This is a genomic window from Paenibacillus sp. 01T47 (genome assembly GCF_056398245.1).
Genome location: NZ_JBFTPA010000001.1, coordinates 56,432 through 68,869, shown reverse-complemented (window position 1 = coordinate 68,869; position 12,438 = coordinate 56,432). Strand labels below are relative to the sequence as shown.

Annotated in this window: 6 protein-coding genes and 1 pseudogene; 2 read left to right on the top strand and 5 right to left on the bottom strand. The window is 46.9% G+C overall.

Features of this window, described 5'->3' with window-relative positions; all coding sequences use genetic code 11:
• Window positions 1-44 precede the first annotated feature (44 nt).
• Window positions 45-1,253, bottom strand: coding sequence for an MFS transporter (locus AC1DOV_RS00265; protein WP_477548851.1), 1,209 nt, complete (start codon window positions 1,251-1,253; stop codon window positions 45-47).
• Between the two features lie 196 nt (window positions 1,254-1,449).
• Here AC1DOV_RS00265 and AC1DOV_RS00260 point away from each other — a divergent pair, with 196 nt between their 5' ends.
• Entirely contained in the window at window positions 1,450-2,049 is a 600-nt protein-coding gene (locus AC1DOV_RS00260) for a TetR/AcrR family transcriptional regulator (protein ID WP_441881209.1), read from the top strand.
• A gap of 129 nt (window positions 2,050-2,178) precedes the next feature.
• Complete coding sequence (locus AC1DOV_RS00255; protein WP_477548850.1) at window positions 2,179-4,089, top strand: family 20 glycosylhydrolase; 1,911 nt, start codon at window positions 2,179-2,181, stop codon at window positions 4,087-4,089.
• Between the two features lie 119 nt (window positions 4,090-4,208).
• Here AC1DOV_RS00255 and AC1DOV_RS00250 read toward each other — a convergent pair whose 3' ends face one another.
• From AC1DOV_RS00250 to AC1DOV_RS00235, 4 genes and pseudogenes are all read right to left on the bottom strand, one after another.
• Window positions 4,209-5,723 (bottom strand): CehA/McbA family metallohydrolase, encoded by a 1,515-nt coding sequence (locus AC1DOV_RS00250; RefSeq protein ID WP_477548849.1) that lies wholly within the window; start codon window positions 5,721-5,723, stop codon window positions 4,209-4,211.
• Window positions 5,724-5,757: 34 nt separating this feature from the next.
• Window positions 5,758-5,949, bottom strand: a pseudogene (locus AC1DOV_RS00245) (DMT family transporter); the annotation flags it as partial.
• Window positions 5,950-5,965: 16 nt separating this feature from the next.
• Complete coding sequence (locus tag AC1DOV_RS00240) at window positions 5,966-7,084, bottom strand: glycoside hydrolase family 88 protein (RefSeq protein WP_477548848.1); 1,119 nt, start codon at window positions 7,082-7,084, stop codon at window positions 5,966-5,968.
• A gap of 18 nt (window positions 7,085-7,102) precedes the next feature.
• On the bottom strand, window positions 7,103-12,385 hold the full coding sequence (locus AC1DOV_RS00235; protein WP_477548847.1) for a polysaccharide lyase family 8 super-sandwich domain-containing protein: 5,283 nt from the start codon (window positions 12,383-12,385) through the stop codon (window positions 7,103-7,105).
• Window positions 12,386-12,438: the final 53 nt, after the last annotated feature.

The following is a 12,438-nucleotide window of genomic DNA, read 5'->3' as shown; positions in this document are numbered from 1 at the left end:
GTCGTGGGTTAGTATTCATACTATAGCTCTAAGCATATAAACACTTACTGCTCAGAGCTCCTTATTGCGTAATTATATGCTCTCATCAGCGATTTATAACCAAGAGCCACAATAATCAGAACGAGAATTCCTGCTGCTATTGCTACCGCGAATCCCGTTCGCGCACCAAAGTGATCCACGACCCAGCCGGCTGCAGATGATCCTAAAGCAACCCCGATTCCCATGCCTGTAATAGCCCAAGTCATTCCTTCCGTCACTTTGGATTCGGGCACAATTTTCTCCACCAAGCCCATCGTAACAATAATAGTAGGAGCTACCGATATCCCAGCGAAAAATACAGCAACTGCTAGCTTCGTTATATTATCTACAATTAATAGCGGAAGCATCGTTGCCATGGTAACCGCGGCAGCCCACAAAAACTGGCGATAAAGCGGAGTTCTCAGCCTAAGTGCACCATAAACCAAGCCAGCTAAGCACGAACCTAAAGCATAAACGGAAAGCACAATGCTAGCAGCTGCAGTATTTCCTTGATTTTCTGCAAAAGCTACACTAACAATATCCACGGTGCCAAAAATAGTGCCTAACGCAATGAGCGCAAACACCAACACCCGCAATGAGCCAATCTTAATAACCGAACCTTTATGATCTGAATGAAGGGGACGCACAGCAGGTTCTGTACTCTTTTGCATCGTAAACAGGATGACCCCTATGGCTAAAAAAACGATGGCTAGAAGCGGACCCGCTTCGGGAAACAGCATAACGCTTAAACCGACCGAAATGATTGGGCCAATGATAAAGCAAAGCTCATCCATTACAGATTCAAAAGCAAACACCGTTTGCAGCTTCGGGGAGCCCCGGTACAGCTCAGCCCAGCGCGCACGAACCATTGCCGGCATACTAGGCATGCAGCCTGCAATTAAGGCAAACAGGAATAGCGTCCAATCCGGCGCTTCATATCTTGTGCATAGCAGCAAGAAAACGATAGATACTACACTAATCCCTGTAAATGGGAGCAGAATACGGGATTGCCCCAACCGATCTACCATACGGGAAATTTGTGGAGCCATTAAGGCCGTTGATAAAGCAAAGGTAGCTGCCACAGCACCTGCTAGCCAGTATTCGCCGCGCAGCTGCGACAACATGGTCACGATGCCAATGCCCATCATCGATATAGGCATACGAGCAACAAAACCTGCAGCTGAAAACCCTTTTGCTCCGGCAGCTTTAAATATCTCGTGGTACGAATTAGCCATGATGCACCTCCAAGCAGTAAGCGACTCGTACAACATTGTTCATTCCTTTTCTCCCCTCATATGAAAAACTTTTTATTTAGACTCTGTTTGATTTGGGAGTCGAAATATGAATTGACATACGCCGTGTATGTGAATAATATAAATACATACGGCGCGTATGTCAATGATTAAAAAAAGAATGCAAGCAGGAGGAAACATGGTTCGCAAAACGAGATCAGAAATGATTGCAGAAACTCGAATCAAACTAGTGAATGCCGCTAGAGAAGCATTTGGCACGATTGGGTATGCAAACACATCGATGGATGAGCTTACAGCTTCCGCGGGGTTAACGCGCGGTGCGTTATATCATCATTTTGGCGACAAAAAAGGGTTATTAGAAGCAGTTGTCAACGAAATAGATGCTGAAATGGATAGCAGATTAGCCGAAATTTCAGATACAGCCGAAGGAAATTGGGAAGGGTTCGTCGGTCGCTGCCACGCATATCTTGCCATGGCGCTTGAGCCGGAAATTCAACGAATCGTACTTAGAGATGCACCCTCGGCTCTCGGAAATGCTTATTCGCAATCATCTCAGTCCCAATGTCTCGCAACGATGGCTGATATGCTTCATCGTTTAATGATAGATCAAGTGATAAAGACGACAGATCACGAAGCTTTAGCGCGGTTATTAAATGGAGCGCTAATTAATACTGCGTTTTGGCTGGCCAACGCCGAAAACGCCGAGGATGACTTGAGTAAGGCTTTGCAGAGTCTTTCCCTCGTGTTAAACGGCTTGCTTCTGAAGGATCGTTCATAACATATAAAAGCGTGATGCACCTCAAATGTGCGAATGAAGTCCTTATTGCTTTCATCAAATGGTTGGAATAGCATTAAATTATTTGTGGTTATCATCTTCACAACATCCGAAATGCTGGAGGAGGATCATATGAAGTTACGTTTCGAGGGCCAGATTGCGGAGCTAATGCCTGGCGCACAGCTGCTCATAAAGGAGCTGGGAATTGACTTGCAAGAGGACGGGCTGCCCGTTCACATCGAAGCATCCGAAGGTGAACTGGAAGTTGGCCTTGAACAGGACAAGGCTTATATTCGTTATGGACAAAAACATCAATTTTTCCGCGGACTTGGCTTGCTCATTCAACATAGCCGCAAGAGCAGCACATTCCATATTCGTGAGAAGCAGCAGTTCGATCAAATTGGACCTATGTTTGATCTTTCCCGCAACGCGGTGCTTACTTTAGAGGGCTTTAAATCCATGCTGAATAAGATGGCTTTAATGGGAATGAACACAGTCATGCTGTACATGGAGGATACATACGAAATTGAAGGCGAACCGTATTTTGGCTACATGCGGGGCCGCTATACGCAAGCGGAGCTGAAGGAAATTGACGATTATGCCGACCTATTCGGCATCGAAGCTTTCCCAAGCATACAAACACTCGCGCATTTGGAGGAATTTCTAAAATGGGAGCCGATCAAGCATTACCGCGATACGAAAGGCGCCTTGCTCGTCGGTGACGAACGGACAGATAAGCTAATCGAAAAAATGATTGATGCTGCCAGCTCTCCGTTCCGCAGTCGCAAGCTTCATATCGGAATGGACGAAGCAGAGGAACTTGGCCGCGGCAAATACTTGGACTTGAATGGTTACGAAAGCCGTTTTACTATTATGACTTCACATTTGGAGAAGGTACTCGAGGTCGCTCGCAGCCGCGGCTTGAAACCAATGATGTGGAGCGATATGTTCCTCAAGCTCGCTTCCGGGAATGGCGATGAGTATTACGATAAAGATACCTCCATTCCAGAGGAGATGGCAAGCCGCATTCCCAAAGATGTCGATATGGTGTATTGGGATTATGTACATTTGGAAGCTGAGGATTACGAGAGGGTTATCGCTAATCATCGGCCGCTCGGCTGTAATTTAGTATTCGCAGGAGCCGTTTGGATTTTCAACACATTCGGCGTGAATTACGGCTTATCGCTGAACGCTTCAGATGTTGCGCTGCAAGTGTGCAAACAGCAAGGCATCCGCGAAGTATATGCGACCATGTGGGGCGACGACGGCAATGAGGGAAATCCATTCGCAGCGTTGCTTGGTCTTCAGCTTTATGCGGAGCACGCTTACTCCGAACAAAAACCAACGCAAGAACAGCTGGCAGAACGAGTTAAGTTTTGTACTGGAATAGAAGCAGAAGCTTTCATGCAGTTGAAGGATCTCGACGAAATTCCAGGATCGGAGCCAAACAACAGCAAGCAAAGCAACCCTTCGAAGTTTCTACTATACCAAGATGTGCTGCTCGGGATGTTCGACAATCAAATTGAAGAGCTGGATCTGGACAGTCACTATGCCAACTTAGAGCTGCAAATTCATAATAAACGCGATAAGGATGCTGCGCTTGATTATTTATTCGAGATGCCTGAGAAGCTGTGCGCCGTATTGAAGCTAAAGAGCGAAATCGGCATTACGCTTAAGCAAGCCTATGATTCAAAGGATAATGATAAACTGAGACACCTAGCCATGAATGAGCTGACCGCTATTGCAGAGGCAGTACGTGAGCTTCGATTAGCACATCGCTCGCAGTGGCTGCGCATGTTCAAACCATTTGGTTGGGAAGTCATCGACATTCGTTATGGCGGAATTATTAGTCGCTTGGATACTGCGTCCGTTAGAATTATGGACTATGTAGAGGGACAGATTGCGAGGATCGAAGAGCTGGAACAGGAACGGTTGGTGTACAGCACAGTAAACCGCTTCAACCACAAAGGAGTAGGCTGGTGCAGCTATTATTATCGGATGGCATCGCCAAACGTCTTCTTCCATGTTTTGAACCCTTTCTAATTGAACTGAATGAATAATTAGACTAAAAGCCCGTGAACGGATGATGACTACACAATCATCGCCGTCACGGGCTTGTTTAATATGAAATGTATAAGCTCCAGCGTATACGAAAGCCTGCCCTAACCCTCTTGCGTCAAATTCGCGCTTGCCAAGAGCTCTTTAAAAGAGGTTATCTGCGGCGTCTTAGAACCGTAATAGAACGGGTTCGTAAAGGCGAGCAGCATTCCCGCTTCATCGCGAATATCAAAGCGATACCAGTTATACGCGCCTTCTTCCCAAGGTATAATCCATTCCAGCGCCGCTGGCGCTTCTCCCGCAGCCGCCGCAGAAACTTCCTTCACTGATTCAGCAATACCGTTGTGAATTAAGGTTACTCGAGCGAACACATCACTCGCTACACTTAATGTGCAGTTCACTTCATGGGATGCAGCAATGCTTTTCCCCAAACTAAACGCATCATTCAAATCACAGCCGAATCGGTAATCGTGGCCGCTGACTTGAATCGACGCTTCAAGCACGGGTCCGCGCGACACATAAACATGCCCGTTTTTCACGCCTTCTAATACGTTGTCTGCACTCAAATCATCACACCATACATAGGTGGATGGGTCGCCAATTAAAGAAGGAATAGGGCTATCTTCATATTTATCTGTAGGCAGCATATGTGAGTCAGAACCGCCAATTCCCGTAATACGATAACCTTCATTCCAGCTTGCCGTCCAAAGCTGCAATGCCTTCTCGGTAGCTACAGTGTTTGGAGAAAAGGTCGGATCATTCCATATTTCCATGGAGTGTAATCCCTTTAGCTGCGTCTCCCCATATAGCCATGCCCAAGGTGCCAGCATCGGATGATTGATGGAGCAGACCGCTCCGAGCTCCGCCGCTTCCTTCATTAATCGGTCCATTCCCTGCTGCGTCGTCAAGCCACCGTCTTGTGCAGTCGCTCTCCAATCGATCCATTTCCTTAGACCAAGTGCATTCCAGTGCCCGTCACCAGCTGTGACTTCTACGCCGGGAATAACAAGTGCCTCTCCTTTCGCCCATGATGTAGACAGTACATTGTGATCCGTCGCTACAAAGAAATCCAGACCCTGTTTTACCGCTTGCTCACGGTTCATAAGCTGTGTCATTTTACCATCGGACAATATTGTATGTGTGTGGAAATCACCTTTGTAATAGCGGCTCCCCGTCTTCCACACCTTCGCCCAGTCGTAGTTGTCCATCGTGACGCCAGCATCCAAATTGCCAGTGCTCCAATATTCACGCCCGCCCTGCAGCTGAGTCGATTCATATTCCGCCGGCAGAGCGCCATGTCCAAACTCCCATTCTGCTTCGAACATTCTGCCCTCTTCATTTGAAACCTCAAGCCTCCATACGCCTTGAACAATGGGACCGGGCATCGCTATGGGACTCGTAAATTCTACCTGCTTATGAACGACGATTAGCCGTTCGTTTCCACCATCTAGGAAGCAGAAGCGAATATTGTTCTCCGCATCGAATAAATGCAATCTTCCCCACGAGTTTTCCTTCTCATACGTAAAGCGAATCGCAAGCCAGTCGTACTCTTCTTCAACCGCAATCGGAAAATAGCTGTTATTCTGCTCCAGCTTAACGGCAATTTGTCCTTTATTCATGGTTATTCACCTTCCATATCCTATAATTCTGTAACTATCCAAGCGTGCCTATTATTATAATTCCTGTGGTAATTGCGATCGACATCACAATCCGCATTTTCCCCTGCTGCTCTTTCAGGACTAAAATCCCGAGCAGCGTACCAAAGACGGTGCCGATCTCGCGTATTGGAGATAAATGAGACAGCGGGTCTAAATTCATAGCAAATAAAAATAACAAGTAAGAGCCTGCTCTCTTACTCCATTTACTCGTACCAGTAACCTTTTATTCCTTTTTCCATCCGCATAAGTGCCTCAAGGTAAAAGTAGTCTCCCCAGATCATAAAATCATCCGGCGCTGTATTGCCTCTTACATAATAAGAGCCATGCTTTAATAACCCTTCTGCCTCTTCTCCCATCGTGGAGTAATGACGAACAAGTGAGGTCATCGACAAATTCAGCTTCCGTTCAAATTCAGCGCGATCTGGATCATTATCGTCCAGATGACTCATTAACTCCAGCAAGCCCGCGGCTGTAATCGCAGAAGCAGAGCTGTCTCGGTACGTCCCTTCCTCGACCTGAACATCAAAGTCCCAGTAAGCTACATCATCCTCTGGCAGCTTTGAGAGGAAATAGGCTGCCATCCGTTTCGCTGTATCCAAATACGCCATATTCCCGGTGTAGCGATAGGCAAGTGAAAAGCCATAAATACCCCATGCTTGGCCGCGAGCCCATGTCGATCCGTTGGTGTACCCTTGATGTGTTGCGCCGCCTAGCGCCTCACCGGTTTCTTCATTAAAAACGAAGGTATGATAGGAGCTGTCGTCACCTCGCACAAGGTAGCGGCGGCTTTGATCTGCCTGCTTAATGGCAACCTTATAATAACGCTCATCGCCTGTTTGTTGATAAGCCCAAAATAACAATGGAAGATTCAAGAGGCAATCAATAATCATGCGCCCGCCATGCTTCTCGTCTCCAGCCAGTCCCCAAGCTTGAATGTATTGCCCTTTTTCTCTAAAGCGGCGCAAAAGCACGTCTGCCGCCTGTAATGTCAGCTCTCTTGCTTCCCCATCCCGCTCCAAAATCCACTGTGCTTGCGAGGATAAGGTGTATAAGAAACCAATGTCATGATGATCAAGCACAATATGCTCTTCCATACGATGCTTGAAGCTCTTTACCGTGAGCCGAGCAGCATCACGGTAAGCTTCATCTCCGGAATATTCGTAGCATAACCACAGCATTCCACTCCAAAATCCGTTTGTCCAATCCTCATTGTCATTGAGTTCATACTTGTTATTGACACTGACATGCGGGAAGCGAACCCCAAAACGCTGGATGTTCTTTTTCGTCTTCTCCATTGCATCTTCAATTGCCGATTTCCACATGTCCTTCCATCCTCTCAGCTACCGATATATCTGATCCAGCATTCTCTTCACGATAGCGGCTGCTTCCGCACGGGTCGCTAAAGCCGCAGGGTTAAATCTTTGCTGCTTGTCCCCTTGCAGCAGTCTATTATTTACCGCTGCTGCTGCTTCCTTTACACTCCATGGTGCAATATTTTGGGAATCCGAAAAAATATGAAGTTGAGCAGTATCTGCCCCGGTCATCCAGTCTGGTTGAATCTTACTCATGACGCGAGCAATCAGCACCGCCAATTCTTGGCGCGTAATGGTTTGCTCTGGCTTAAACGAGCCGTCTGCATAACCGTTCATCAGTCCAGCCTCATGCACTCGAATGATATCATTCTCGTACCAACTGCCCTGCATGTCGCTTGCATCGGTGTACGTTAGATTTGAACCTTTCACACCAAGATCCAACATTCGAGAGATTATAGCAGCCATCTCTGCGCGAGTAATTTCCGCCTGAGGTGCGAAGGTATCTGCATTTCTTCCTTGCATAATAAACTTAGATGCCAAGTATTGCGCATCATCCTTGACCCAGTGCTTCCCAAGATCCGCAAATGTCTTGTTTGCTTCAACCAACAGGTAGGTTTCTCCTGGCAGACCGTCAAAGGTTGCTTCTACACCGCTCCCAACTGCTATTAGCTTCATTGGAACTGGAACAAGCGCTTTGCGCTCCTTGTCATAACGCAGCCCCGCCAAATGAGCCGGAATTGCTTTCGTTTCTATCGTCCATTTCATTTCTAGCTTTCCAGCATTAATCAAGCTGCTGTACATTCGCTGCAAGGAGTCCGCCTCCACTACAACTTGGTCTGTGATATAAACGAGTGAAGCACCTAATTTTTTGGCATGGTCTGTAATCGTTGTAACTGCGTCTTCAGCAATAGGCTCCATTCCGATTCGTAAGCCATTGACCACTTCAACATTATCCATCTGCTTTAGTGGAAGAGTAATAAACATATTGGTCCCGCTCACAATTAGCATAGCTTCACGGTTCCACTCCAGCAGCTTCGAAATGGCAGCGGATGAGAGCTGAACGCTTTGGGCTCCATTCGGTATTGAAACTAAAATCTGCCCAGCCGCCAATTGCTCGTCTGTACTGACCATTTTTAATTCGCCGCCAAGCATGCCTTGAACCCGTTCTTTTATCGTTATCTCATTTGAACCTGAACCTCCAGGTGCCGGGCTCGGCGTTGGATCAGGAGTCGGTGTTGGTGTCGGATCAGGCTTTGGCGTTGGCTCCGGATCTGGTTTTACTTCCGCCGCCTCAATTACAATAGTCGCCGTCGCTTGATACCCTCCATCGACAGAAGCTGCAATAATCTCCACCTTGCCGGGCAGCACGCCTGTAACAACGGCTTGTCCATTATTAACTTGCAGCGTTGCTAAGGCACGATGCTCATCGCTCATAGTCCAAACGATTTGTTTGTTTTTTGCATGATCTGGTTTCACAGCCGCTTCAAGCTTCACTTGCTTACCCTGCTTTAGCGTTGCTTCTGGTGGTGTAACAGTAATCTCCGTCACCTTTGCACCCTCAGATGCCTTCATCTTCACTTCCAAATATGGCGCAAACGCAGCGTTTTCTTTACTCTTGATCTGTGTATTCAAGCCTTTCACGCCTGGCTGCTCAATCAATGCTAAACTTAAACGCTGATCACGCAGCAGCTCCGCTTTTACGGTGTCTGCCAGCTCATATTCACGCCATTTATCAACCTTTTGGAAAGCAATTGTGGAGATGGCATCACCATAAGCCGGTTGATTGCCCCACACCATCTCGGTCTCTTTCCAAGAATCGTCCTCAACGCGGTGAACACCGATCAAATTAGAATCGTATTTGGCATCGCCATCATTTATTTTTCCGTAGACCTTCAGCTTTACAGACTCCATATCACCAGAGATGCAGCTGAGGTCAAACTTCATGAAGGATCGTTGTGTATATCCCTCGCCATATTCACGCACTTCAACATAATCTTTGGAGCCATTATTCACATTGGCATGATTTGCTCCACTACGAACGAAGGTATCCTCCATCACCGGAATTTTAAAAATTTTACCTTCTTCCGGCTGCATGGCTTCCATATTGATCGTCTGGCTCGGATCAACCTTCAACGTAATCGTATGGACTTTTCCTGCTGATCCTTGCGTATGGATTGCCAAGCGAGTATACGGGAAAGTTTGCACGACCTGAATGCTCGGATCTTGTGCAATGATCTGCAATCCTATTTTACCGAGGTCAACCGTTACCACGCCCTGCTTCTGTGTAGGCTCAGCAATCGCAATGGTAAGCTCACTGCCTTTCTCCTTCATCATCATGGAAATAGGTTTATCGGTCTTCACATACTGGAAAGCAGACGCCTGCCAGAAATTCAAACCTGTAACCTGCTGCTTCGTTTCTTTTACAGCATGAACCTTCTCCGTTTTAGCCAGTACTTGAATGTCGGGATTCGCTTCATATGCAGCTGTTTGCTCCGGCGTCTTGCCTGGAAGCAGCACATATTCATAAGTGCCAGCTGTCGGCAATATGCCATGCTCAATGGCAAGGCTTAAATAATTGCGCTTCACTACATCCGCTGGGCCACCCTTATTAATTTCGCTCCACGCTCCCTCGCGCGCTTCACGTTTGCCTGTTACTTTTTCTCCCGAAGGGAATACGTATCCGATATCAGAACCGGCCGCATTGCCCTCCATATGAGCCCATTTCACATCCGTCATTTGCTCCTGCCAGCCTAAGCTTGTTGGCATTTCATGACCGTTCACAATAAGCTTATTGGTACCCGCTTCGGTCAGCTGACGGTTCTCAACGATCGTTTCAGTCATGCTCGCCGTGTTGTTAACAATATCAGAGCCTATTGCAACCATTTCATCATCAAACAAAAACCATGATTTTTTCCCTTGCAAGGAGCTCCCTGTACTGCCTGCAAGCGAGAATTCCATACCCACAGCCCCATAGTAATCATCGATCACTGAGCCGCCAACCCAGTCCTTTCCATTCATATAATTGCCCCATTCTGCGGGCTCTCTGTAAGAACGATCCGTTGTTGTTCCGGGCAGCCTATAGCTATCAATCGTTGGCCAATAATGATCACTAAACTGCTTCAAGTCGCTATTGTACACATTTGTCATTCCGATTCCGGTGTACCAGCCCTTCTTATTCTCGCCATTGCCATATTCAAACGCTGCAATGCGATCCGAGAACATACTGATAGAAAGCCCGAAGTCAGGACGAAGCTGAACCGCACGATCCATACCTGCGAACATTTGCGTATGCACAAGCTCGCCACGAGGAGCAACGCTGTCATCCTGCATTAATTGCTTTAATAAGTGAAGTTCATATAATGGCAATCCATCGTAATAGTTTTCAAATGTCGTGTCAGAACGTACCCATTCCTTCACCATACTTTTGGTTTCATCTGCTATGGCTGGCGGCGCAGACTGAGCCAGTCGCAGAAGTGTCATTATAATGGAGCGCCCTGTAATATGATCAGAATCGGCTGCACGAGAAATGCTGCGACCTTTGACCGAGTCCAGAATCGCACCTTTATATAAAAGCGGTTCAAAAGAATCTTTTACCCAGTTATAAACATTGCTTGCACTCGGGTCTGAAATCACCCACTCTGAATCTGCAAAAATATAAAACAGATCAGCCATTCTTCCGAGCAATACCGCACCATAACCGCCAGTATACGCTATGTTTGTATGTTGAACGAGGGAACCATCCTCATAAAGCCCATCCCCCTTCTTCACATACAAGAACTCATCCGCAATCGAATCTCGTCCCTGCATGACTTTAGCGGCATGTTGACCTACAATGCCACGCAGCGTCACAACGAGTGCTTTATCAAGCAGGTTTGCTCCTGTCTCAATTGTTGCTGAGTTCGCTACACGTTTCTTTGGGTCGGGCACGAACTTATCAATCGCTTCAATATATTTCGCAATCAAATCTGGCGGTATTACATCATACATGAGCGATAGGATATTCATAATTTCCTGCGGTGTTCCGATCTCCCAATCCCACCAGTTTCCTGTAATCTTCTTGCTGGAATTGTATTGATACTTCAGCATCCATTCCATCGCCTGAATAATATCGTTTTTTAAGTCTTCATTTTGAAAAAGAGAGGAGCCTTTCATCGAATAAGCCAACGAGAGATCTCGAATAATGCCGTACGCCCAGGAAATTCGCCACGAATCATTTTGAGTTTTGCTGATGACGTCTTCCCATAATGCATCCGCATCAACAGCTTTATTCAGCTTGTCCCATCTTCCGGTACCTTCTTTATTCGTCATTCGGTTTACTAAGGCTTCAACGTTTGCGGCAAGCTCAGGATCATTCATATCGATCCCTTCTCCGCCAACCAGCTTTGCCGCCCATTTTTTGCGAAGCGTTTCATACGCTTTTTTCTGTGCTTCCGATTCTACCGTAACAAAGCTTTGTGCGGATACTCTACGATCGCTCGTCGCAGCAGTAATCACCGCCGTACCATAATCATGAGCCGTTACTTCGCCGTTTTGAACCGTTGCTACTAGCGAATTGGAGGAGCTCCAAATCAGGTCATCCATCGGTGCATTCGCAGGTGCCACAGTAGGAATCAGCTGGACTTTTTGCTCCTTATCCATGTTCACGTTTTGTGGACTAAGCGCGATGGACGTAATATCTTTGAATGGAGTGAGCGTTACATCGTCAATCCATATAGTCCCTGTACCCGTCTCAAAAAATATTTCAACCTTAAAGCTGGCAATTTGCGGCTTATCTGGAACCTGCAGCAGCAGTTCATAAGAGGTCCAATCCGTTGTCCCTTTTACATAAGGAAGATAAGGACCGTCTTCAATCTTTTTCCCATCAGCACCGCAATACTGTGTACGAACATATACGCCTTTACTCACATTTTCCGGCAGCACTTGATCCGTCTTCATCCAAGCCTGCAGCTTATAGGTCTGCCCTGGTGTAATCGGAACAAGCGGATCAGGAACGATGTCTGTTCTAGCAAGCTTGTCGTGTTTCACTTGCACTGATCGTGTTCCCGTGTGATAGACAGCCTCCGTAACAGATACATTCTGATTGCCTTCCATTGCGCGCCATACACCCCAGCCCGTTGGTCTTCCTCCATCCTGCCAACCTTTATCCGGTATTAGGCTGCCTTCCTCAAAGCCGCCATTAGCAATCAAATTGACCATTGTATTCGCACTCGCAACCGCTTGATCGCCAAGCATAGGCAGCCCCGCAAACAAAAGCTGAAATGCCATACAGCATACCACTACAATTGAAATAGACTTCTTCCTGATCTTCATGAATGAACCCTCTCCAATCTCCAGTTCATGATGGTATTACTTTGCAATACTTT

What these genes read in the sequence shown, in the direction of transcription:
- AC1DOV_RS00265 (WP_477548851.1), bottom strand. Translation starts at nt 1,253, where the DNA reads ATGGCTAATTCGTACCACGAGATATTTAAAGCTGCCGGAGCAAAAGGG.
- AC1DOV_RS00260 (WP_441881209.1), top strand. Translation starts at nt 1,450, where the DNA reads ATGGTTCGCAAAACGAGATCAGAAATGATTGCAGAAACTCGAATCAAA.
- AC1DOV_RS00255 (WP_477548850.1), top strand. Translation starts at nt 2,179, where the DNA reads ATGAAGTTACGTTTCGAGGGCCAGATTGCGGAGCTAATGCCTGGCGCA.
- AC1DOV_RS00250 (WP_477548849.1), bottom strand. Translation starts at nt 5,723, where the DNA reads ATGAATAAAGGACAAATTGCCGTTAAGCTGGAGCAGAATAACAGCTAT.
- AC1DOV_RS00240 (WP_477548848.1), bottom strand. Translation starts at nt 7,084, where the DNA reads ATGTGGAAATCGGCAATTGAAGATGCAATGGAGAAGACGAAAAAGAAC.
- AC1DOV_RS00235 (WP_477548847.1), bottom strand. Translation starts at nt 12,385, where the DNA reads ATGAAGATCAGGAAGAAGTCTATTTCAATTGTAGTGGTATGCTGTATG.